We start from the raw sequence: 21,023 nt of genomic DNA, 5'->3' as shown, positions 1-21,023 counted from the left end.
GCCTTACGGTGTCTTGTCCTGTTTGAAGCAGCGGTTGGGGCAGGTCTGCCGCGGGACTTTGATCTGATAGGTTCCTTTGGGCAGGAAGTCTTTTCTGATTTCCGGGTTCAGCATCTTCAGCTCGAGGAAATAGGTGCCGAACTCTTCGGCGATGACGGTGAGATGCCGTTGCGCTTCTTTGATCGTCACGGTCACCGTCTCGGTCTCCAACGGCGCGTACAAATCCTTTTTCGTCAGCCCGAGATATTTCTCCGGTTGGGAGTAGATCTCCTTCGCCGCGATGATCCGCGGCACGTAGCGCATGGTTTCGCGCGGGCCATGGAGCTTCCAGTAATCGTTCACCTTTTGCTCTTTGAGCAATTTCCTGATGCGGTCTTCCCCCGCATTGTAGGAGGCCATCGCCAGAAACCAGTCGCCTTGCTGGAAATCCTTCAGGTAGCGGAGGTACTTGATGGCGGCCTCCGTCGACATCTCGAGATTGCGCCGCTGGTCCAAGAACTTGTTGCTGTGTAGTTTGTATCGTTTGCCGGTCGATCCGATGAATTGCCAGGGGCCGGACGCCTTCGCGCGGGAATAGGCGGCGGCGATGCACTTGCTCTCCACGAGCAGCATGTACTTCAGATCGTCCGGCAAGCCCGCCTCGGCCAACTGCTTTTCCACCGGCGGGAAACATCGGCCCATGCGCTTGGCCAGGATGATGCTCTCGCCCTGATCCTCGAGGAACTGATAGAACTCGTACTCGATGCGCTCGCGGACCTGCCAGTTGTCCAGCGGCACCGGTTGACCTGCGAAGGTCAGCTTCTCCGGGAGCTTGAACGAACTCAGGAAAAACCGTTCGCCTTCCCGCTTGATTTCCGGCAGGATGACGAGGCGATCTTCCGCATCGGAAAGCTCCTCCGAGGCTCCTTCGGATGGAGAATCGCGGTCGGGGTCGGCAACGCTTTGCGCCTCCTGTTGCCGGTCGTGACCGGCGGAGGGAAAAGCGTCGGCCATGTTCTTGGAAGACTTCAACGTCACGGTCGCGGCTGCCGGTTCCTGTTCGGCCCCGACGGACATGAACAGGAGGCCGGACATCAAGGCCGTTGCGAAGACCGGCAAGGCTGTGAGGTGCAGCCGCATGCTGGAAAAGATCCTTCCCGGATTGATTCGCCTGTCGGTATTCCGGCCCATGCTAGCAGCAAGTCATGGGACGGGCAAGAATGAACGCCCTTTCCAATTCATGCTACACTCGCGCCCCATGCGCGCGCTGGATCTCTTAAACGAACGGATCGTTCAGTGCTCCCGCTGCCCTCGGCTGGTCGCCTATCGTGAAGCGATCGCCCAAGCCAAGCGACGCCAGTTCCGCGACTGGACCTACTGGGGCCGCCCTGTCCCAGGCTTCGGTGATCCCGACGCCCGTCTCTATGTGTTGGGACTGGCGCCGGCCGCCCACGGAGGCAATCGAACGGGCCGAGTCTTTACCGGCGACCGCAGCGGTGACTGGCTTTATGAGGCGCTGTACAAGTTCGGCTTCGCCAATCAGCCGACCTCGACCCATCGGGATGACGGGCTTCGCCTTCGCGATTGTTACATCGGCGCGACGGTCCGGTGCGCTCCGCCCGGCAACAAACCCTTGCCGGAGGAATTTGAAAACTGCCGGCCTTATGTGCTCGAGGAGTTACGCCTGCTCGCGCGGGTGCGCGTCGTGATCGTGCTGGGGAGGGTCGCCTTCGACCACTACCTGAAAGCCTGCCGAGACCTGGGCCGCACGATCCCTCCGTCGATCCCTCCATTCGGTCACGGATTGTCGTACCTCCTCCCGTGGGGCGTGACGCTGATCGGGTCGTATCATCCCAGCCAGCAAAACACCTTCACCGGGAAACTGACACGGAGGATGTTTCACTCCGTCTTTCGGCAAGCCCGAAGACGGCTGGAACGCCAATGAGCGCGGCGCCGACGAGTCCGGTTATCTCCTGCCCCGCGCCTCCCAATCGGCCAGAAATTTCTTGAGCCCGACATCCGTGAGCGGATGCTTCACCAGTTGTTGAAAGACCGCGAAGGGCATGGTGCAGATATCCCCGCCGGCCAACGCCGCCTCCACGACGTGCTGCGGATGCCTGACGCTGGCGACCAGGACTTTGGTTGGGAAGGCGTAGTTGCGGAAGATTGTCACGATCTGGCGAATGAGCTCCATGCCGTTTGAGCTGACATCGTCCAGCCGACCGATGAACGGGGACACGCACCAAGCCCCCGCCTTGGCCGCGAGAAGGGCCTGGGTCGGCGAAAAACAAAGCGTGACGTTCACACGAATACCCTCCGCCGCCAGCCGTTTTGTCGCCCTCAAGCCTTCGGGGATCAGCGGACATTTCACTACGATGTTCTTGTGGATTTTGGCCAGCTCGCGCCCCTCTTTCACCATCGCGTCCGCTTCGACACTGACTACTTCGGCGCTGATCGGTCCATCCACGATGCTGCAAATTTCCAACAACACGTCTTTGAAGCTCCGGCCTTCCTTCGCCACGAGAGACGGGTTCGTCGTCACCCCGTCCAGCAGGCCGAGGCTCGCCGCTTCTTGAATCTCCTTCACGCTCGCGGTATCAAGATAGATGTGCATGGTCCTTTCCTTTCATGCTGGAGGCCTCCGTCACGGTCGTCGTCTCTCCTTTGAGTGATTGTAGGAACATCTCAAGGACAATGCAATTCCCTTTCCCGCCAGGTACGGTTGTTTGACAGGTATGGGTGCGGGGGTTACAATTTTCTTCGCGTACATCCGTCCTTTCTCTTAGGATGCCGAACCGTTGAACGGATCTCGCCTGAGGAGGAATCATGAAACGGCGATCAGTCTGCGTTGTGCTTATGGCGCTGCTGTTCACCGCCTGCGGGCGGAACCCCTACCTTGAGGCCTCGTTGAAACCTGCCGAGTTGCAAGGGAAGGACAAGGCATGGTTCGAGAAAAATTGGGGGGCGCCGGACGGCAGGGCGCCGCGCTTCTTTGGGGGCGAGACCTGGACCTACTACCGTATCGCCGGCGGCAAATCCGGTCCGCCGCTGTTCAATTTCTCTCCGAATGAATGTCAGATCACGCTGAAGTTTGATAAGGAAGAGAAACTCACCGATTACAGTTATTCCGGTTGCTAACCGGATAACTGCTTTTGAAAGGTCTGCGCGCAGTCGCGGCTGCAGAAAAAGTAGGTCTGGCCTCCAATCTCTGCAGTCACCGCCGTTCCCCTCGGGACAAAGACTTTACAGACCGGATCCTGCACCATCTTGTTGCGGTCTTCCATCAGCGGCCCGCCGCCTGTATCTCTCCTCCCTGTCAGCTCTCTGATCACGCTTCGAAGAAGAAAATACAAAAGGATCAGGAGCCCCGCAATTAACAATAGCCTATACATTGTGGTTACCGGCAGAGGTCTCCACCAATCCTATGGGAGGCTTGATACCCTGTCAAGGAGCGAGCGCAGTGAGTCTGTTACCGCCCTTCTGGCCGCCTAGCGTACATGGGCCGATTGTCCACCTGAACGAGGGGCCTTTGCACAGAGAATCCAGTACTTCAGGAGGATAGTCATTGGCACAGGTCAATGTTAGAGTCGCAACATGCAGACTTGCGACAAATGCCGCGGGACAATGTTGCCGGAACGGGCGGTGGACCTTGACGCAGGACTAGCGATCACCGTCTTTGCCTGCTTGAATTGCGGTCGGCGAAAAGCCATCGATCCTGAGCCGCGACCGTTGACAGCGCGACATTAATTCCGCACTGTGCAAAACGATCACGTCCTCTCATGCGCGATCAGACAGGCTGAGGGAGTGGCCTGTCCTGTCACCGACGCATGGCCTGTCGGGGTTCAGGGGCGGGTATCGGTCGGGCGGAAGACTGCGCCTGGAAGTCTGCGCGGGCCGAGAAGCGAAGCGGATGCCCGAAGACAGGATAGGCCCGTTCTCTGAAAATCCAATGAAACCGACTGTTCATCGAATTTCGACCGTTCCCCTTACCGCGTTACTCTGTTGCCCGTCATGCTACCGGCTTATTAGTTTCACACGCGGGCAGAGCACGGTCCAGTGTCACGCCTGCGGCGCCACTGTCAGCAGTCCGGACCTTCCCGCCTCCTGCCAGTAGTAGCATCAAGACGCTCCTCTACTTGAGCCCCAAGACATCCTGCATGTCGTAGAGTCCGGGAGGCTGTTTCACGACCCACCGTGCCGCACGAAGGGCCCCGCGGGCGAATGTGTCGCGACTCTGCACCCGGTGGACGACCTCGATGCGCTCGCCTATGCCGCCGAAGAGCACGGTGTGATCGCCGACGATGTCGCCTGCCCGGATTGTCTGAATGCCGATTTCCCCACGCTTGCGCTCCCCGATCAACCCTTTCCGAGCGTAGACGCCGACCTGGGCCAAGTCACGGTTCACTGCCCTGGCGAGCACCTCCGCCATCTTCAGCGCCGTACCGCTCGGCGCATCCTTCTTCAAACGGTGATGCGCCTCGATCACTTCGAGGTCGTACTCCTCGCCGAGCGTCTTGGCCATCTCGGCGATCACTTTGAAGATCACATTGACGCCCACGCTCATGTTCGGCGAAAACACGCAAGGCACTTGGCGCGCCAAACTTTTGAGTTCGTCCAGTTCTTGAGGCGAAAAGCCGGTCGTGCCGATGACCATCGCCCGGCGATGCTGGGCCACCGTGCGCAGGTGGGCGAGTGAGGACTGAGGAGTGGAGAAATCGATGACCACTTCGCCACGATCCAGGAGCGTGGACAGGTCGTCGGCGATCAGGACGCCCGTCTTGCCGCACCCGGCGTTTTCTCCGGCGTCCTCGCCGATCGAGACGTGGCCCTTGCTTTCGACCGCTCCGGTCAACGTCAAGGCGGCCGAGTCCTTGATCAGCGCAACGAGCCTGGAACCCATGCGTCCGGCTGCGCCGGCAACGATGACTTTAATCACCTGGACCTCGAAAGAAGCATGAAAGCGGTGCGCCTTCAGCGACAGGCACGGGAAAACCGGCGTTCCGAAGCCGACGGCGGGGAGCTGACCACTGAAAGCTACTAAATCAGTCCGTAGTCTTTCATCACCCGCGCCAACTTGTCCCGATTCTCCTGCCCGATCGGGCAAAGGGGAAGACGAAGCTCTTCCTCGATTTTCCCCATCATACTGAGGGCCGCTTTGACGGGGATCGGATTCGTCTCCAGGAACAGAGCGGCGAACAAAGGGGACAGTTTAAAGTGCAGCCGCCGCGCTTCCTCCACCCGCCCTTCCGCAAAGGCATCGACCAGGTAGGCCATGTCCACCGGCGCGATGTTCGCCGTGACCGTGATGACGCCCTTGGCTCCGACCGCCATCATAGGCAAGGTCAGCGGATCATCGCCGGACAACACGGTGATCCGGTCTCCGCACATCTGGACGATGTCCGACGCCTGTTGGACCGACCCGCTTCCTTCTTTGATCGCCACGATGTTCTGCACGGAAGTCAAACGGGCCACCGTCGCCGGCAGCATGTTGACTCCGGTCCGCCCCGGAATGTTGTAGAGCACAATCGGGATATCCGCGGCTTCGGCTACGGCCTTGAAGTGGCGGAACAGCCCTTCCTGAGTCGGTTTGTTGTAGTAGGGGGTGATCAGCAGAGCGCCGTCCGCCCCGACGCGTTTCGCATGCTGGGTCAAGGAAATGGCTTCATCGGTGCAGTTGGAGCCGGTCCCGGCGATCACCGGGACCCGGCGCTTGACCACCTCGACGGTGAAAGCGATGACCCGTTCGTGTTCATCATGCGAGAGCGTGGCCGATTCCCCGGTCGTGCCGCACGGCACGATCCCGTCGGTGCCGTTGGCGATCTGCCATTCAATGAAGTCGCCCAATGACCGTTCATCCACCCGCCCGTTCTTGAAGGGCGTGACGATGGCGACTAGTGAGCCGGTAAACATACTCTGTCCCTCATGCAAAAGGGTGACCCGTCGTTACCTGAGGAAATCGGGAATGGTTTCGCCGCGCACGAGATCTGCGCAGGTTTCCCGCGCGCGGATGACATGCATCTCTCCACCCTTGACCAGGACTTCCGGCGCCCGCGGCCTGGAGTTGTAATTGGACGACATCACGAATCCGTAGGCGCCCGCGCTCATGACCGCCAGCAGCTCGCCCGGTTTCGTTTCGGGCATCGCCCGATCTTTCGCCAGAAAGTCGCCCGACTCGCAGACCGGGCCGACCACATCGACGGTCTTACGTTCTCCGTGCGCGGCCGCCTCCCGAACTGGACGGATATCGTGGTACGCGCCGTACAAGCTCGGGCGGATGAGATCGTTCATCGCCGCGTCCACGATCACGAACCGTTTGGCCTCGCCCTCTTTAGTGTAGAGCACTTTCGTGACGAGCACGCCGGCGTTCCCCACGATGACGCGGCCCGGTTCCATGATCAACACGCATTTGAGATCCCGCACCAGCGGCGAGATGGCGTCCGCCAGATCCTGAGGCCTTGGCGGTGATTCGTCGGCGTACGTAATGCCGAGCCCGCCGCCGATGTTAACGTACCGGATTCCGATCCCCTGCGCTTTGAGGGCCTCGACCAATCCGAGCACCTTCCGGAGCGCATCGACGAACGGCGTCACATCGGTGAGCTGGGAGCCGATATGCTTGTGGACCCCGACGACCTCGATGTGCTTGAGCGATGACGCCAGCTTAAACTCATCGAGCGCGCGGTCCGCGCTGATCCCGAATTTGCTTTTCTTCAACCCGGTCGAAATATAGGGATGCGTCTTGGGATCGATGTCCGGATTGATCCGCAGCGCCACCCGTGCCCGAGCGCCCATCTCGGCTGCGACCTCGTCGATCGCATGGAGCTCGGCCGAGGACTCCACGTTAAACATGAGAATATCCGACTTGAGCGCATCGCGGATTTCCTCTCGGCTCTTCCCGACCCCGGCGAACACGATCTTTGAAGCCGGCACGCCGGCCTGCAAGGCGCGGTACAACTCGCCGCCCGACACGATGTCCACGCCGCTGCCCTCGCGGGCCATCAGGCGCAGGATCGCCAGATTGGAATTGGCCTTCATGGCATAGGCGACGATGTGGGGAATGTTCTGGAACGCGCCGTCGTACGCCCGAAAATGCCTCACCAGCGTGGCATGGCTGTACACGTAGCACGGCGTGCCGACTTCCTTGGCGATGCGGCCGATCGGGACATCTTCGCAGTAGAGTTCGCCCTGTCGGTACTGAAAATCATGCATCTTGGAAGTCCTCGCTCAACATGTCGAGCCCGTGGACCGAGAGTCCATGGAGCGACGCTTCGAAGGCGGCTTTGAACTTCCGATAGCGGACCTTGGCATAGGGCATGACGGCTTTCAACGCCTCGCCGTCCAACAGCGCCCGCAGCGCGTCCGGGGTCGCGTGCTTCAAATGTTCGAAGTTGATAATGATGTCAAGCCTGGCCTTCTCCGCCGCTTCCTTGATCCGCTTGAGCAGTTCCTGCGCATTCAGCCGGTCGAGCGTACCTTCCAGTTCCACGACCAAGGCAGCGAATCGGTCGTGCCGTTTGGCTTTGATGTTCAACCAGAGTTCCTGGGCCGGTGCCGTGGTCGCATCAAACCGCTGCTTGATCGCGTGCAGCGCGTTGGGGATCAGATGCTCGCGATCGATCGCCGGCAGTTTGGCCTGGAGATTCTTCAGGACTTGGGCCACCGGTGAGAGGGTGCCCCGGGGACACGCCCGCTTGATCAGCTTGCGGAATTCCCGGTTCATTTCCAGACGAGCGACAAATCGCTGCTGCGTTCCCATCAAGCGGTACCAAATCGACGGGAACGAATAAAATTGGTGATTCGCCCAATAGAAACCCTCTTGCAGCTGCTCGGGCGTCATGCGGCTCGGATAGAAGACGACGTGTTTGCCGTCGTACTTCGCCCAATCCCGGTCGAAGATGCGGCCTTCCCGATTGTACCGCTCGTACAACGCCGTGCCCGGAAGCGGGGTGAGCACGTTGAAGTAGGCGAGTTCCACCCGGTTCTTCACGAGAAATTCCACAGCCCGTTCGAACACCGATTCGTCGTCGTTGTCGAAGCCGAACACGATGCCGGGATTCACCATAATCCCGTAGTCGTGAAACATCTTGATCTCCTGCGAGAACTTCTCCACACGGTTGAACGGCTTGTTGGTCTCCTCCAAGCAGTCTTCATCCAGCGACTCCATCCCCACGAAGACTGACACGCAACCGCTCTCCGCCGCGAGCTTGACCATCTCTTCATCGTCGCCCAGGAACAACGTCGACTGACATCCCCATTTGATGTTCAGCGGCTTGAGCGCCGTCCACAGTTCGCGGCAGTAGGCGCGGTTGCTGTTGTGCAGGTCGTCCACGAACGCGAATATCGTCCCGTCCTCGATGCCCAGCCGAATACGCAGACCGGTCAGGAACGCTTGCCAGAGGGAATCGTTCCGTATCCGGTCGACCAGTTCGCTGCGGATCCATTGCTTGATCTGTGTCAGTTCTTTCACGACTTCCTGGACCGGCCGACGCCGGGTCGTCTTTCCGTTGAATGGGGACACGCTGCAAAACTCGCAATCGAAATGGCACCCCCGCGTCGTGAAACTACATTGCCTGGTCATGTAGGCGTCCGGACTTAGCAGCTCCACGCGCGGGCTTTTATAGTGTTCAAGCGCAGGAAACTTTTCCATCTTATACATGCGCTTCATCGCGCCGGCTTCGAAATCGGCGATCAGCTCAGGCCAGAGATCCTCCGCCTCTCCGCAGACGATCGCATCACAGTGTTGGAGCGCTTCATCCGGACAGTAGGTCGGATGCACCCCGCCCAGTACCACTTTCTTGCCGCGTTTCCGGAACTCTGCGGCGATCTCGTAGGCCCGCGGCGCATAACAGGTCATCACCGACAGACCCACCAGATCGCACGGATGCTCGAAAGCGATGTCCCGCACCGCCTCATCGATCAGATCGACATGCCAGCTCTCCGGCGTATAGGCCGCGATCACCGGTAGGCTCAACTTCGGGAACCACACCGCCCGCCGCTCCGAGGCCGTCAAATGATAGGGGTTGTTTCTGGGATAGGGATCAACCAACAAGAGGGTCCTCGTCTTCGTCGTCGCCCTCGCGGGTCGGATCAGCTCCATTGGTTTTTCCTCCTGATTTGTGATGCAGTGCCCATTGCCAACCAGGCTAAACTGTGCCGCCCGGTTGCCGCCCATCTTTCTCACACGAACAAGCTCATGCCCGCTATCTCGTCCCGACCGGCCTCAACGGCGGCAGCTCCGGCTCGGACGGCGGCTCGACGGCGCCTGGTCCGGCCTCCTGCCGTTGGGCGGCCTGTTCACGCTCCTTGGCGTCTTGTTCCCGCTCTTTCTCCAGCCGTGGGGCGATGCCCACATCTTCCGGTGCGATGGGAGCGCCGATGACGCCGCATCCGACGGAGATCGCACCGATCGCCAACATCATCACGAACAGGACAACCGGTTTTGGCCGTTGCCTGTCAGGTCGCCCAACGAATCCCATCGAGCGGCCGACCGACGACCCGACCAGAGGGCAAGCCGCACGCCCCTTGGGCGACATGCCGACGTCAAGCCCGTAGGATGTCGACCCGATCATGCGAGTTCTTTTTCCAAGGCCTTGATCCTCGCCTCGACTCGCTTGCGCGCCGTGCCGCCGATCTGGGCCTTGCGCTCGACTGCGCCCTCCACCGTGAGCACGTCCATCACGTCTTTGTCAAACCGCTCGGAGAACGACCGGATCTCGTTCAGCGTCAGATCCCCCAAGTCCCTCTCCTGATCGAGGCAGAACCGCACGATCCGGCCCGTGACGGCATGAGCCTCCCGGAACGGGACGCCCTTCGAGACGAGGTAATCCGCCAACTCCGTGGCCAGCATGGCACCTGAGGCCACCGCGCGCTCCAGCACCTCGCGGTTGACCTTCAGCCCTTTGAGCAGTTCCGCATAGACTTCGAGAGAGGCCGACACGGTGTCCAGCGCATCGAAAAGCGCTTCCTTATCCTCCTGAAGATCACGATTGTAACTCAGCGGCAGTCCTTTGAGGGTCGTTAACAGCGCGAGGAGATGGCCGTACACTCGGCCGGTTTTCCCCCTGACAAGCTCCGGCACATCGGGGTTTTTCTTCTGCGGCATCATGCTGCTGCCCGTGCAGAAGGTATCGGGCAGGTCCACGAATTGGAACTCCTGAGAGGTCCACAGAATCAGTTCTTCACTCAACCGGGACAGGTGCATCATGATCAGCGAAAGCGCGGCCGCCACCTCGACGGCGAAGTCCCGGTCGGAGACGGCATCGAGGCTGTTCTCCGTCACGGTCGTAAAACCCAGGAGGCGCGCGGTGTACTGGCGATCGACCGGATAGTTCGTGCCGGCCAACGCCCCCGAACCGAGCGGCATCACGTTCAGCCGGGACAGGGCATCTTTCACCCGCCCTTTGTCGCGCTCCAACATCTCGACATAGGCCAGCAGGTGATGGGCCAGCAACACCGGCTGGGCGCGCTGGAGGTGCGTATAGCCCGGCATGATCACATCGAGGTGCGCCCGCGCCTGAGCCAGGAGCGCGCGCTCCAATTCTTCAAGCCGCCCGGTCACTATCTTGAGCGCATCGCGCAGATACAACCGAATGTCCAGCGCCACCTGGTCGTTTCTGCTGCGGCCGGTATGCAGTTTCCCTCCCAAGGGTCCGATCAACTCCGTCAGCCGGCGCTCGATGGCCATGTGAATATCCTCGTCCTCGGGGACAAAGGGGAAGCGTCCTTGATCCAGCTCCGCCTTCACGACCTCCAGCCCGCGGATCATTTCGGCCGTCTCGCGAGAGGTCAACACACCCGCCCGCTCCAACGTCTTGCAATGGGCGATACTGCCCCGGATGTCGTGCGCGTAAAGCCGCCGGTCGAAGGCGAGCGAAGACGTGAACGCCTCCACCAGCCGATCGGTACGGTCGCGAAACCGCCCCGCCCAGAGTTTGGCCGTATCGCGTGAAGCGTGAAGCGTCCCGGGGGAATGGCCGGCAGCCGTCTTCTTCCCTTTCTGAACGGCCAGTTGTTTCTTTGGGCTCATAGGTTCTCTTCCCACACACTTCACGCGATGCGCTTCACGAACTACGCCTTCTGTTTCTTCCGTTGCGCACGGATGGCGAGCCGCAGCGCATTCAACCGGATGAATCCTTCCGCGTCCTTCTGTCGGTACGCTTCATCTTCTTCGAACGTCGCCAAATCCAACCGATAGAGCGACCTGGGCGATTTGCGGCCGACGACTGTGCAACCGCCTTTATACAATTTCACCCGGACCGTGCCGGTGACGTCCTGTTGAGCCTCGTCGATCGCCCGCTGCAACATCTCCCGTTCGGGGCTGTACCAGTATCCATAATAAATCAGTTCGGCGTAACGAGAAATCAAGCTGTCGCGAAGATGCAAGACCTCACGGTCCATCGTCAGCGACTCGATCCCCCGATGCGCGACATGCAGGATCGTCCCGCCCGGTGTTTCGTAGACGCCGCGAGACTTCATGCCTACGTAGCGGTTTTCGACCATGTCCACCCGGCCCACCCCGTGGGCTCCGCCGAGACGATTGAGATGCGCCAGCAGCGTTGCCGGGCTCATGCGCTTCCCGTCCACCGCGACCGGGTCACCCTGTTCGTAGTCGATCTCGATTTCTCTGGGTTTGTCCGGTGCCTTTTCTGGCGAGACGGTCATCTGGAAGATTTCTTCCGGCGGCGCCTCCCACGGATCTTCCAAGATCCCACCTTCGTAACTGACGTGGAACAAATTCAGGTCCAGGCTATAGGGCTTGGCCTTGGTCGCCGTCACCGGAATGCCGTGCGTCTGCGCATACTCGATGAGCTCCCGTCGCGAACGAAACGCCCACTCGCGCCAGGGTGCAATGATTTTGATCTTCGGGTCGAGCGCCAGGTAAGTCAGTTCAAATCGGACCTGATCGTTCCCCTTCCCCGTCGCGCCGTGCGACACGGCGTCGGCCCCTTCCTTCCGCGCGATTTCGATCTGGCGCCGGGCGATCAGCGGCCTGGCGATCGAGGTTCCCAGAAGGTAGCTTCCTTCGTAGACGGCGTTCGCCCGCAGCATCGGGAAGATGTGGTCTTTCACGAAGACCTCGCGGAGATCTTCGACATAAACTTTCGAAACGCCCAAGATCTGCGCCTTCGCCTTGATCGCCTTGAGATCTTCCCCTTGCCCGAGATCGGCGCAGAACGCCACCACCGAGCAACCGTACGTTTCTTGCAGCCATTTCAGGATGACGGACGTGTCCAGCCCGCCCGAATAAGCCAGCACCACTTTCTTGACCGCGCTCCGCGCCATGGGTCCTTCCTCTATGCCTGCCTGCGACCTCGACGCGTGGCTCCCCGATTCGACAGCCACGTGACCAGGATGGCCTTTTGCATGTGCAGGCGGTTCTCGGCCTGATCCAAGACGACCGATCGCGGACCATCCAGGACGTCGGCCGTGATTTCTTCGCCGCGGTGCGCCGGCAGACAATGCATCACGATGGCATCGGGCTTTGCGCGCCGCAAGAGCCGCTCGTTCAGTTGGTAGGGAGCCAAGGCTTTCAGGCGACGGGCCTGTTCCCGCTCACGGCCCATACTGATCCAGACGTCGGTATAGACCACATCGGCTTCCTTGACCGCCACGACGGGATCTTCGCTGATCTCGATGACGCCGCCGGTCTGCTGCGCTTCGACCCGGGCGACATCGACTATATGTTGATCCGGCTGATAGCCGGCAGGACAGCCGAGGGCGATCGCCATGCCCATTTTGGCCGCCGCCTCGATGAGGGAATTGGCCACGTTGTTGCCGTCGCCGACATACGCGATCTTGATCCCTCTGAGGCGGCCCTTTTTTTCGCGAATCGTCAAGAGGTCGGAGAGCGCTTGGCAGGGATGGCTCAGATCGGTCAACCCGTTGATGACCGGAATCGTCGCCTCTCTGGCCCACTCTTCGACGGTTACGTGGTCGTAGGTCCGGATCACCAAGCCGTCCAGGTACCGCGACAGCACCCGCGCCGTGTCGGCGATGCTTTCCCCGCGCGAAAGTTGGATGTCGGCCATCGGGAGGACGATCGCCTGCCCTCCCAGTTGATTCATGCCGGCTTCGAACGATACGCGCGTCCGCGTCGACGGCTTTTGAAACAAGAGCCCGAGCATCTTGCCGGCCAGCAGCCGAGGGGTTCCGCCGCGTCGGTGGGCGCGCTTCAATCCGATGGACAGGCGCAGCAAGGCGTCGATGTCCTGCCTGGGGATAAGGCCGACATGCAGCAAGTCTTTTCCGAGCCCTTGGCCAGGCTGTCGGCCAGTCACGCTGACAGGACGTCCTGCCATGGCGACCTCCTCGCGCGGTTCGTTACGCTCGTTTGTTGAGTACCTGCGACAGCGCGTCCAACAAGCGATCAATCTCGCGCTGGGTGATGATGAGGGGTGGAATGAAACGTAAGACCCGTTCCATCGTGCAGTTGATCAAGAGTCCGCGAGCCAGACAGTCCGTCACAATCTGCTGGCCGTCGATCGCCAGCTCCATTCCTTGCAGCAAGCCGAGGCCGCGCACGTCTCTCACCATACGGTGCCGATCTTTGCATTCCGCCAAGCCCTTGGCCAGATAATCTCCCATCCGGCGGGCGTGGTCCAGGATCCGCCCTTCCAGCAGGACCCGCAGCACGGCCAACCCGGCGGCGCAAGCCAGCGGATTGCCGCCGAATGTGGACGCATGGGTCCCCGGGGTGAAGACCTCCGCTACTCGGCCGGTCGCGAGGCAGGCCCCGATCGGGACGCCGCCGCCCAGTCCCTTGGCGAGGGTCATGATGTCCGGCTCGACACCGAATTGTTCGTACGCAAAGAGGGTGCCTGTGCGGCCCATGCCGGTCTGGACCTCGTCGAAAATCAACAGGACGTCCCGTTGCCGGCACAACTCCCGTAGTCCCTTTAAATAGGTGCGATCTGCGACTTGGACTCCGCCTTCGGCCTGGATCGGTTCCAGCATCACCGCGGCTGTCTTGGCGGTGATGGCTCGTTCCACCTCCGCCAGGTCGTTGAACGTCGCATAGCTGAACCCTGGAACGAGCGGGGCGAAGCCCTTCTGCACTTTTTCCTGACCGGTCGCCGTTAGGGTCGCGAGAGTCCGGCCATGGAATGAATTCCGCATCGTGATGATGTCATGCCGACCAGGCCCGTACTTCTCGAATGAATAGCGCCTGGCCAACTTGATCGCGGCTTCGTTCGCCTCCGCACCGCTGTTGCAGAAAAACACCTTGTCGGCGAATGAATGGTCGACCAACGCCTGGGCCAATCTTATCTGCGGCTCGGTGTAATAGAGGTTGGAAGCGTGAAGGAGATGTTGGGCCTGCTTTTGGATGGCCAGCGTCAAATCCGGATGGGCATGGCCTAAGACATTCACCGCGATTCCGGCGACAAAATCGATGTACTCTCTCCCTTCCATGTCATAGACGCGGCTCCCCCGACCACGCACGATCGAAATTGGCTGTCGTGCGTAGGTCGGCATCAGATAACGTTCCGCGTCTTGCTTGAGCTCCTCGGTCGGCATCGCGCGCCACCCTGCATGAATTTAGGGACACTAACACACCGATAGAGTGAAAGCAATATCAAACTCGGCGACTGAATCTTCTATCTCTTTCTGATCATTGAGAAATTTCATCTACACGGCGTGTGAGTGAAGCCCCGAGAATGTGATAAGCTCAGCCCATGAAATCCTGTGAAACCTGTCAACAGGTCAATCCAGACGACGCACGCTTTTGTCAGCAATGCGGGACCGCGTTCTCCTCCGCCCAGCCGACCGAACCTGTCTGGGATGAAGCGCAGCTCTGGCGGAAATTCATCGGACCCAATGCCGATCGGTATCTGGAGACGTTCAAGAAATTTTCGACCGCGTCCGGACCCCGCTTCGCCTTCACGTGGAATTGGCCGGCGTTTCTCTTTGAGCCCTTCCTTTGGTTCCTGTACCGCAAGATGTATCTGTACGCGCTGGTCTATGCGGTCGGGCCGGTCGTGGCGTTTTACTTCACGCAGGATCTGTCGGCGGATTTCGTCTGGCGGATCATGGCGGGAGCCAGCGCGAACTACATCTATTACTGGCACATCAAGGAGCAGTTGGCAAAGATCGGAGCGCAACGGAGCCTGGACGTTCTCAGCAGGGACCGGATCTTGAACGATTCCGGAGGGGTTCAACCCTACGTGGTGTGGGTCGGAGTCGGGTTATTCGCCTTGAAGGTGGCGCTCCTCATCGCCCTTCTGCAAGAGGGGCCGCCCGATCACGGTGGCCCCGCTCCTCCCCGAACACAGCCGGCGCCCACCCGGACGAGCGCCTGAGACCATGTTCGGACTTCTCCGGTGACTATGCCGGAGCCAGTGGGGCGCGCGTGCGTTGCCAGGTGATCCAGGCCTGAAACCACTCGAAATCGTGCCTGTATGCGGCTCCCCCCGGTTCGGCCGCGGCCTCTTTCTGTTCCAGTTGCGTGTAGGTCCGCGGCCAGTTCTTTTGCCACCAGGATTTGAGTTCCTCCGCTCCGTACGATTGGCCGCTCGGCTGGGAGATGTCGGCGGCCGCACAGACCTCGGCCACGAGCGGCCAGTAGCGATCCTTGCCTAAGCCCAGCGTCTTGAAATGTTCCCGCAGCAGAAAGACCACCCACAGTTCCGCGCTGTTCTTTTTATTGTGTTTGAACGGTTGGGTCTGCCGAAGCGGAATCGGATCGAAATTCTTGACGACCGACGTGTAATCAGGCCCGCCGTAGCTGCCCGCCACTTCGGCGATCCCTTCCAGCATCCGGGCGAGTTCCACTTCCACCACCGGAGTTGTGCTCTGGGGCATTTTGCTGGAGTCGGCGGCGGCTGTGAGCGGATTCGGGGCCGTCAGCAATTCGATCAAGGGCTTCAATTCCCTCAAACGTTCGACCGCGCGTTTGAGGATTTGCTCGGATTCCAGCCAATAATCTTGATCGTTTTTCGACATGCGCTCACGGCCGGGCGGTGGGAGCACGGGCGGAATCCAATACCGGATCAAGACGAACAACAGATAGTCGATGTTTCCTCCCACCCGCCCGATCCGCTCCAACAATCGACCCGGGCCGAGCGCGTGCTTAAAGAAATACTCCGCCCGTTCGCCGACGCCGAGGCGCCGCGCCATTTCGATCCACCAGCGCTCGAGTTCCTGCCCAGATTGAGCTCGTGGATCCGGAACAGAGGCCATCACCCATTGCCCGTATAAGAAGAAGAGCCGCGGCAACAGGCGGCATGGTACTGACTGCACGGAGTGATTGCAAGGAGCCCCAGAGGATGCGTTTGTCGAAGTCCGAGGCTTGACTTGGAGCGGCGATTGCGTATCCTGTGGCAAGTCTGAGAAACGTATCGTCTTTAGAAAAGAGCGAGTAGAGAGCGGGAATAGCTCTGAGCTGTTCGCTTATGTTCATGCTGCCGGGTACCCGTTGCCGGGGGACCCAGTGTCTTTCATTTGCAATGGGTCGCGGCCAAAGGCTCATGGAGACTTTTTAAGAATCGGGAGAAGTAGCAATGGGTCGGCTGGTGTTGCTGCGTCACGGCGAATCGCAATGGAATCTAGAAAACCGGTTCACGGGCTGGGTAGACGTCCCTCTGTCGGCGAAGGGTGAAGAAGAAGCGCGGGAGGCGGGCAAGAAACTGATCGGTTATCGCTTTGACCGAGCCTTTACGTCGGTGTTGACCAGAGCGATCGAGACTCTCCGAATCGTTCTGGAAGTCATCGGACAGTCCCACATTCCGATCGAAAAGGACCAGGCCTTGAATGAACGCATGTACGGCGACTTGCAGGGACTTAACAAGGCGGAAACAGCGCAGAAATACGGTGAGCACCAGGTTAAGCTGTGGCGCCGAAGTTACGACATTCGTCCGCCGGGAGGAGAAAGTCTCAAGGACACGGCGGAGCGCGTGCTGCCCTATTACAAATCCCGTATTGAACCCCACGTTCTCGCTGGGGAAACCATCCTGATCGCCGCCCACGGCAACAGCCTGCGCGCCCTGGTGATGCACCTCGATCGTCTGACGCCGGATCAAGTGCTTGAGCTGAACATTCCCACCGGCGCTCCCTTACTTTACGAATTCGGCCCTGAGGGAACGGCCACGGCGCATCGGTATCTCTAGCGCAGGTTGCTCAGCCTCCGGTGCGCATCCCGGCTATCGGAACCACCAGAGCACCTTGTCGAGCATCTCGACCGGGATCACCTCCGGTATCAGAGGGATGACGTTCGCGTTGTCCTCGGGACGCTCGGCCGCTTCGGCTTCGAGCGTTTCGGCCGCCTGCGTCGCGACCGCCTGAACGCTTCCGCTTACTCCAACAATCCGATCATCGTCGCGGCGGCGCGCTTCGGCGGTCTGAGCCGGACTCGCTTGGGAAAACATCGTGGCGGCGTGTTTCGAGACCGATTGAGGATCACACCGCTCTCCGGCCGGCTCGACACGTCGGGAAGTCGGCGGAAGCTTGTCCCGCAGAGATCGCTATGATAGAGTCCGCGCGGCTGTCGTTCTGCAAGAGGAGAATGGAATGAGCGGAGTGTGTGACAAGTTGAGCAAGGTTGTGCTCTCAAGCATGGTGGTGGCCGTCCTGGCTTCGCCGATGCCCGACCTCGCACGAGCGGATGAGAATCGCTGGGGATTCGGCACGGACCTCGGTTTTTGGAGCGGGACAACCGATGGGACGGTCTTCGCGCTCGGATTTAATCTTGACTATTATTTGGATCGTTCGTTCTCCTTCGGTCCTATGATGTTGTTGGCGCCGACCGGAGATCTGACGCAGATCGCTTTCGCCGGAGTGGCCAAATACCATTTGCGACTCAACAACGGCATCAACCTCGTGCCGTTTGCAGGAATCGGTTTAGTGCACGCGGATCTGGATCGTGGAGCCGGTCCGAACCACATCGACCGCAACGATACCAGCCACTTCATTCCGCTCGGCCTCTCCGCCGAATACCAGGCCACCAGAAACATTGCGCTGGCCACGACTCTGATGGTCAACCTGCATCACATTACCCTCTCCCCCCCGGTCCCAAACGACAATACCAGCGTGGCCGTGATGTTCGGAATCCGGTTCGGGCCTTAGTCGGTCGGAATCTGTTGCGTCGGTAGCCCCACGGTCTGCGCTCGGAAGCCGGGCCTTCTTCATCACGTAAAGAGCCGCCCTGTTTTTTAATCCAGGCATCCCAAAGGGCGCGCGGCGCATCGCGATGCCTCAGCTTTGAAGTGGAGTCAGACGAAGACGCGGGTGTCTTCTCCGGCCTCTTGCGCAGCCGGTTTTCTGGTTGAAGAGTCGAAGAAAGGGCTCGCCGCCGCAGTAATGCTAGGCGACGCGGGCAGGTCGCCAGCGCAGCCCGATGTTCAGGACATCTTGAAGCAGATCGCTATAGGAGAGGTTAGCCCGCTGTGCGGACTCGGCGAAGTCTTCGTCTTCGGCGATTTGCGGATTCGGATTGGCTTCCAGGACGTACACGCGACCCTCCGCGTCAAGCCGGAGATCGATCCGTGCATAGCCGCTCAGTCCGAGAGCGCGATAGACCCGTTTGGCCAGATGCTGGATCTGCTCCGTCATTCCCTCCGGAAGGGTCTTGGCTTCGCACGACCGGATGCCGTACTTCTCTTGGTATTTCCGACTCCACTTCACCCGCTCGGTCGCGATGCGGCGGGACTCGTCCGGCATCTTGTCCATCAGCAGCTCCCACACCGGCAGCACCTGCAGGTGGGAATTCCCCAGCACGCCGACGTAAAGTTCCCGCCCCTCGATGTACCGCTCGACGATGGCGCCCGTGCCGACGCTGTTATGAATGAACGCCACGCGCTCCCGCAGCTTCTCGTCGTCTTCGACGATGGAAGCCTGCGAAATCCCGAGCGACGCCTCCTCGGAGACCGACTTGACGATCAGAGGGAATGAGAGCCATTTCGGCCGCTTCACCGAACGGCCCAAGGGAACGACGATGAACTCGGGAAATGGAATCCGGTGAAACGACAGGACTTTCTTCGACAGCGCTTTGTCGCGCGCCAGCATCAGCCCGCGCGGATTGCAGCCAGTGTACGGAACACGGAGCAGCTCGAGGTAGGACACGACGTTCTGGTCATACACCGCCACGCCGTCGAATTCCTCGAGCAGATTGAAGGCGATGTGCGGTCTCCACTCCTCGACGGCGCTCCGGATGACGCCCAGGTCGCTCTTCACGCCTAGGGGACGGACTTCGTGGCCCATCTTCCTGAGCGTCGAGACCACGTCGTACTCGGTTTTCCATTCCACCGTCTTCAGATCATGCCCGTTGGTGTGTTCTGGAGGAACGAGGTCCTCGTGCATCAGGACCAGGACACGGAGTTTTCTCATAACGCCACCCGGTGACGACCGCTGTGGAGATAGTTCATCGTTTGCACTGTCAACAGCACCGTGAAGTCGAGCTTCGCCTGGTCTTCCGGAACAGCAAGCCGCAGATTTAATTCGCGACAACGGACGATCATGCTCTCGAGCACCTGATCGATGGTGTATTGATATTCCCCCGTCCAGCCGGCGACCTTGCGGCGGACTTCCTTGCGGATTCGGCTGAGAAAGGCGGCCGCGGTCTTGTTACCGGCGAAAGCAGGCGCGTCGGAGAACAGCCGGCGGAGATCGGCATCGTAAAAATTCGGGCGTTCCACGCCGTAGCGCTCGCGCTTCTGTTCGTAATGCTCTCGCAGGGTCTTGCTGAGACTCGAGAGAGGATCGATCTCCTGCGTGGATGACACCTTCGGCGGGACATCAGCCAGCTCCCGCATGAGCTGATCCATGTATTCGAGCTTCTTGAGCGCCGGCCAGCCGCGGTAGCGTTCACGCCACATTGAATCCGGATCCAGCCAAACGGCGAAGGTCTCCGCGAAGTCCTCGTCCGGATGGCTTTGCGCATACCAAATGTCCAGATGCAGCACAAAGCTGCGGCTATACGGCTTAGGCGTGTAATAATCGGGATAGGGCTGCGACGACTTCCCGAACAACTGCCGCCGCCGCCGGCGCCGGCGAAGCAGGTGGGCATTTTCGATGGCATGTCCCGTCTCGTGGCGCAGGATGCGCATGCACCACTCGGCAGTGCCCCCTTCCACCTCCAGCATTTGGCTGAGTTCGAGCCGAGCGAGGCGTGGATGCGCCAGATAGAACGGAATGGCGATCCCGGAGACTCCGTCCGGGGTGAACCACTCGTCGGACAGCCAAAAGTGCGGTCTGAAGACCAATCGTCTGGATTCAAGCTCGGCATACAGCCGCGCAATCTGTTCAGAGAGAAATCCCCCCTCGAGACCCAACTGCAGATCGCACAGTTTCAGATTCAGGAGCTTGTCGTCCGGCCAAGCCGCCCAAGGCTGATCATCGGCTGCGCTGGAGAGGATTCCGGCCTCGTCCGTGCCACCCTGCGTCACGTATGACCTCGTCCGGTCTTCGCGACAATCGCCGCCCCCGGGTGCTCGGCATTTCGCCGCATCAGCTTCCAAGTCCTTCGCACACGCAGGGCTCCGCCAGACCCCGTTTGTCCGGCACAGACAAGCCCTTCAAAATATAGCACTTGAATGACCCATCCCCGCTTTGTACAGGCGTGTGTTCTCCTCATCCTTATTCTGCGCCAGGCTTTTGGATTATGGAAGACAGGACGAGGTTAAGACGTTGAATTTCCACCACTCCTCATGAGCCCTCGGGTCGTCCTGCAGCATGGCAATGCAGTCTCCATGAGCCTTCGGCTTACCCTGCGGCATGGAATGCGGGTGGCGCCGACCTGGGCGCCTGTGAATCGTTGCTCACGCGCGATGTTCTTCTGGACTCGAAGATGGCCGTATGGGATCTCGGAACCGGCAGGCGGGGGCGGTGAAAACGGATCGGAAGAGGAACCGGCAGAAAGGAGATAAAAACAGGAAGGGCCGGGGGGCTCGTCGAGCCCCCGGCCCTTCGATGGGATCAGCTGCGCGCCGTGGTTACAGCCAGTTCACGCGCTCGGCCGGGCGGATGTAGATCGGCTCCTCCACCTGCTGCCGCACGACCTCCTTGCCCGACTTGTTGAAGCCCAGCACGGTGTCGTTGTACATCTCGAACCGCTTCCC

Annotated in this window: 21 protein-coding genes; 5 read left to right on the top strand and 16 right to left on the bottom strand. The window is 60.2% G+C overall.

Annotated features, from left to right (window positions below; genetic code table 11):
- Positions 1-3: 3 nt before the first annotated feature.
- Positions 4-1,119: a lytic transglycosylase domain-containing protein gene (locus AB1555_10865; protein ID MEW6247198.1), complete on the bottom strand. Its 1,116-nt coding sequence runs from the start codon at positions 1,117-1,119 to the stop codon at positions 4-6.
- Here AB1555_10865 and AB1555_10860 point away from each other — a divergent pair.
- Positions 1,118-1,924, top strand: coding sequence for a uracil-DNA glycosylase (locus AB1555_10860; GenBank protein ID MEW6247197.1), 807 nt, complete (start codon positions 1,118-1,120; stop codon positions 1,922-1,924). The two genes, AB1555_10865 and AB1555_10860, sit on opposite strands and share 2 nt — an antisense overlap.
- Before the next feature lie 21 nt (positions 1,925-1,945).
- Here AB1555_10860 and fsa read toward each other — a convergent pair whose 3' ends face one another.
- On the bottom strand, positions 1,946-2,593 hold the full coding sequence (gene fsa, locus AB1555_10855) for a fructose-6-phosphate aldolase (protein MEW6247196.1): 648 nt from the start codon (positions 2,591-2,593) through the stop codon (positions 1,946-1,948).
- Between the two features lie 212 nt (positions 2,594-2,805).
- Between fsa and AB1555_10850 the strand changes: the two genes are divergently transcribed.
- The gene (locus tag AB1555_10850; protein MEW6247195.1) at positions 2,806-3,117 is read left to right on the top strand and encodes a hypothetical protein; all 312 of its coding nucleotides are present in this window, start codon (positions 2,806-2,808) and stop codon (positions 3,115-3,117) included.
- On the opposite strand, the gene AB1555_10845 is transcribed toward AB1555_10850, so the two are convergent.
- From AB1555_10845 to AB1555_10800, 10 genes are all read right to left on the bottom strand, one after another.
- Complete coding sequence (locus AB1555_10845) at positions 3,114-3,245, bottom strand: YHS domain-containing protein (protein MEW6247194.1); 132 nt, start codon at positions 3,243-3,245, stop codon at positions 3,114-3,116. The genes AB1555_10850 and AB1555_10845 overlap by 4 nt on opposite strands.
- A gap of 866 nt (positions 3,246-4,111) precedes the next feature.
- Entirely contained in the window at positions 4,112-4,915 is an 804-nt protein-coding gene (gene dapB / locus AB1555_10840; protein ID MEW6247193.1) for a 4-hydroxy-tetrahydrodipicolinate reductase, read from the bottom strand.
- A gap of 101 nt (positions 4,916-5,016) precedes the next feature.
- The gene (gene dapA, locus AB1555_10835) at positions 5,017-5,889 is read right to left on the bottom strand and encodes a 4-hydroxy-tetrahydrodipicolinate synthase (protein ID MEW6247192.1); all 873 of its coding nucleotides are present in this window, start codon (positions 5,887-5,889) and stop codon (positions 5,017-5,019) included.
- 33 nt (positions 5,890-5,922) lie between these two features.
- A complete protein-coding gene (gene lysA, locus AB1555_10830; GenBank protein ID MEW6247191.1) occupies positions 5,923-7,185 on the bottom strand; it encodes a diaminopimelate decarboxylase in 1,263 nt (420 codons plus the stop codon).
- Positions 7,178-9,073 carry a cobalamin-dependent protein gene (locus AB1555_10825; protein MEW6247190.1) on the bottom strand — a complete coding sequence of 632 codons (1,896 nt, stop codon included), beginning with the start codon at positions 9,071-9,073 and terminating at the stop codon, positions 7,178-7,180. Before AB1555_10825 ends, lysA begins: the two co-directional genes overlap by 8 nt.
- A 103-nt stretch (positions 9,074-9,176) precedes the next feature.
- Positions 9,177-9,545 carry a hypothetical protein gene (locus AB1555_10820; GenBank protein MEW6247189.1) on the bottom strand — a complete coding sequence of 123 codons (369 nt, stop codon included), beginning with the start codon at positions 9,543-9,545 and terminating at the stop codon, positions 9,177-9,179.
- Positions 9,542-11,002: an argininosuccinate lyase gene (argH, locus tag AB1555_10815; GenBank protein ID MEW6247188.1), complete on the bottom strand. Its 1,461-nt coding sequence runs from the start codon at positions 11,000-11,002 to the stop codon at positions 9,542-9,544. The genes AB1555_10820 and argH overlap by 4 nt, the downstream gene beginning before the upstream one ends.
- Positions 11,003-11,043: 41 nt before the next feature.
- The gene (locus AB1555_10810; protein ID MEW6247187.1) at positions 11,044-12,258 is read right to left on the bottom strand and encodes an argininosuccinate synthase; all 1,215 of its coding nucleotides are present in this window, start codon (positions 12,256-12,258) and stop codon (positions 11,044-11,046) included.
- 11 nt (positions 12,259-12,269) lie between these two features.
- A complete protein-coding gene (argF, locus tag AB1555_10805; GenBank protein MEW6247186.1) occupies positions 12,270-13,274 on the bottom strand; it encodes an ornithine carbamoyltransferase in 1,005 nt (334 codons plus the stop codon).
- Between the two features lie 22 nt (positions 13,275-13,296).
- Entirely contained in the window at positions 13,297-14,490 is a 1,194-nt protein-coding gene (locus AB1555_10800; protein MEW6247185.1) for an acetylornithine transaminase, read from the bottom strand.
- 158 nt (positions 14,491-14,648) lie between these two features.
- On the opposite strand from AB1555_10800, the gene AB1555_10795 reads away from it, so the two are divergent.
- Entirely contained in the window at positions 14,649-15,272 is a 624-nt protein-coding gene (locus AB1555_10795; GenBank protein ID MEW6247184.1) for a DUF2628 domain-containing protein, read from the top strand.
- Positions 15,273-15,297: 25 nt separating this feature from the next.
- Here AB1555_10795 and AB1555_10790 read toward each other — a convergent pair whose 3' ends face one another.
- On the bottom strand, positions 15,298-16,089 hold the full coding sequence (locus AB1555_10790; GenBank protein MEW6247183.1) for a hypothetical protein: 792 nt from the start codon (positions 16,087-16,089) through the stop codon (positions 15,298-15,300).
- 383 nt (positions 16,090-16,472) lie between these two features.
- On the opposite strand from AB1555_10790, the gene AB1555_10785 reads away from it, so the two are divergent.
- A complete protein-coding gene (locus tag AB1555_10785) occupies positions 16,473-17,078 on the top strand; it encodes a 2,3-bisphosphoglycerate-dependent phosphoglycerate mutase (GenBank protein MEW6247182.1) in 606 nt (201 codons plus the stop codon).
- A 33-nt stretch (positions 17,079-17,111) separates the two neighbouring features.
- On the opposite strand, the gene AB1555_10780 is transcribed toward AB1555_10785, so the two are convergent.
- A complete protein-coding gene (locus AB1555_10780) occupies positions 17,112-17,336 on the bottom strand; it encodes a hypothetical protein (GenBank protein MEW6247181.1) in 225 nt (74 codons plus the stop codon).
- Positions 17,337-17,478: 142 nt separating this feature from the next.
- Between AB1555_10780 and AB1555_10775 the strand changes: the two genes are divergently transcribed.
- Positions 17,479-18,033: a hypothetical protein gene (locus tag AB1555_10775; protein MEW6247180.1), complete on the top strand. Its 555-nt coding sequence runs from the start codon at positions 17,479-17,481 to the stop codon at positions 18,031-18,033.
- Between the two features lie 237 nt (positions 18,034-18,270).
- Here AB1555_10775 and AB1555_10770 read toward each other — a convergent pair whose 3' ends face one another.
- Both AB1555_10770 and AB1555_10765 read right to left on the bottom strand, forming a co-directional pair.
- Positions 18,271-19,293 (bottom strand): ATP-grasp domain-containing protein, encoded by a 1,023-nt coding sequence (locus AB1555_10770; protein ID MEW6247179.1) that lies wholly within the window; start codon positions 19,291-19,293, stop codon positions 18,271-18,273.
- Positions 19,290-20,321: a putative zinc-binding metallopeptidase gene (locus AB1555_10765; GenBank protein MEW6247178.1), complete on the bottom strand. Its 1,032-nt coding sequence runs from the start codon at positions 20,319-20,321 to the stop codon at positions 19,290-19,292. Before AB1555_10765 ends, AB1555_10770 begins: the two co-directional genes overlap by 4 nt.
- Positions 20,322-21,023 lie beyond the last annotated feature (702 nt).

The organism is Nitrospirota bacterium (assembly GCA_040755395.1).
In the GTDB taxonomy this organism is placed as follows: domain Bacteria; phylum Nitrospirota; class Nitrospiria; order Nitrospirales; family Nitrospiraceae; genus DATLZU01.
This window is presented reverse-complemented; position numbering and strand designations above follow the sequence as displayed.

Coding starts and splice junctions, on each gene's coding strand:
- fsa (MEW6247196.1), bottom strand. CDS start 2,593: ATGCACATCTATCTTGATACCGCGAGCGTGAAGGAGATTCAAGAAGCG.
- AB1555_10810 (MEW6247187.1), bottom strand. CDS start 12,258: ATGGCGCGGAGCGCGGTCAAGAAAGTGGTGCTGGCTTATTCGGGCGGG.
- AB1555_10850 (MEW6247195.1), top strand. CDS start 2,806: ATGAAACGGCGATCAGTCTGCGTTGTGCTTATGGCGCTGCTGTTCACC.
- AB1555_10770 (MEW6247179.1), bottom strand. CDS start 19,293: ATGAGAAAACTCCGTGTCCTGGTCCTGATGCACGAGGACCTCGTTCCT.
- AB1555_10795 (MEW6247184.1), top strand. CDS start 14,649: ATGAAATCCTGTGAAACCTGTCAACAGGTCAATCCAGACGACGCACGC.
- AB1555_10860 (MEW6247197.1), top strand. CDS start 1,118: ATGCTGGAAAAGATCCTTCCCGGATTGATTCGCCTGTCGGTATTCCGG.
- argH (MEW6247188.1), bottom strand. CDS start 11,002: ATGAGCCCAAAGAAACAACTGGCCGTTCAGAAAGGGAAGAAGACGGCT.
- AB1555_10825 (MEW6247190.1), bottom strand. CDS start 9,073: ATGGAGCTGATCCGACCCGCGAGGGCGACGACGAAGACGAGGACCCTC.
- argF (MEW6247186.1), bottom strand. CDS start 13,274: ATGGCAGGACGTCCTGTCAGCGTGACTGGCCGACAGCCTGGCCAAGGG.
- AB1555_10845 (MEW6247194.1), bottom strand. CDS start 3,245: ATGGTGCAGGATCCGGTCTGTAAAGTCTTTGTCCCGAGGGGAACGGCG.
- dapA (MEW6247192.1), bottom strand. CDS start 5,889: ATGTTTACCGGCTCACTAGTCGCCATCGTCACGCCCTTCAAGAACGGG.
- AB1555_10785 (MEW6247182.1), top strand. CDS start 16,473: ATGGGTCGGCTGGTGTTGCTGCGTCACGGCGAATCGCAATGGAATCTA.
- AB1555_10780 (MEW6247181.1), bottom strand. CDS start 17,336: ATGTTTTCCCAAGCGAGTCCGGCTCAGACCGCCGAAGCGCGCCGCCGC.
- AB1555_10800 (MEW6247185.1), bottom strand. CDS start 14,490: ATGCCGACCGAGGAGCTCAAGCAAGACGCGGAACGTTATCTGATGCCG.
- AB1555_10820 (MEW6247189.1), bottom strand. CDS start 9,545: ATGATCGGGTCGACATCCTACGGGCTTGACGTCGGCATGTCGCCCAAG.
- AB1555_10790 (MEW6247183.1), bottom strand. CDS start 16,089: ATGGCGCGGCGCCTCGGCGTCGGCGAACGGGCGGAGTATTTCTTTAAG.
- lysA (MEW6247191.1), bottom strand. CDS start 7,185: ATGCATGATTTTCAGTACCGACAGGGCGAACTCTACTGCGAAGATGTC.
- AB1555_10865 (MEW6247198.1), bottom strand. CDS start 1,119: ATGCGGCTGCACCTCACAGCCTTGCCGGTCTTCGCAACGGCCTTGATG.
- AB1555_10775 (MEW6247180.1), top strand. CDS start 17,479: ATGAGCGGAGTGTGTGACAAGTTGAGCAAGGTTGTGCTCTCAAGCATG.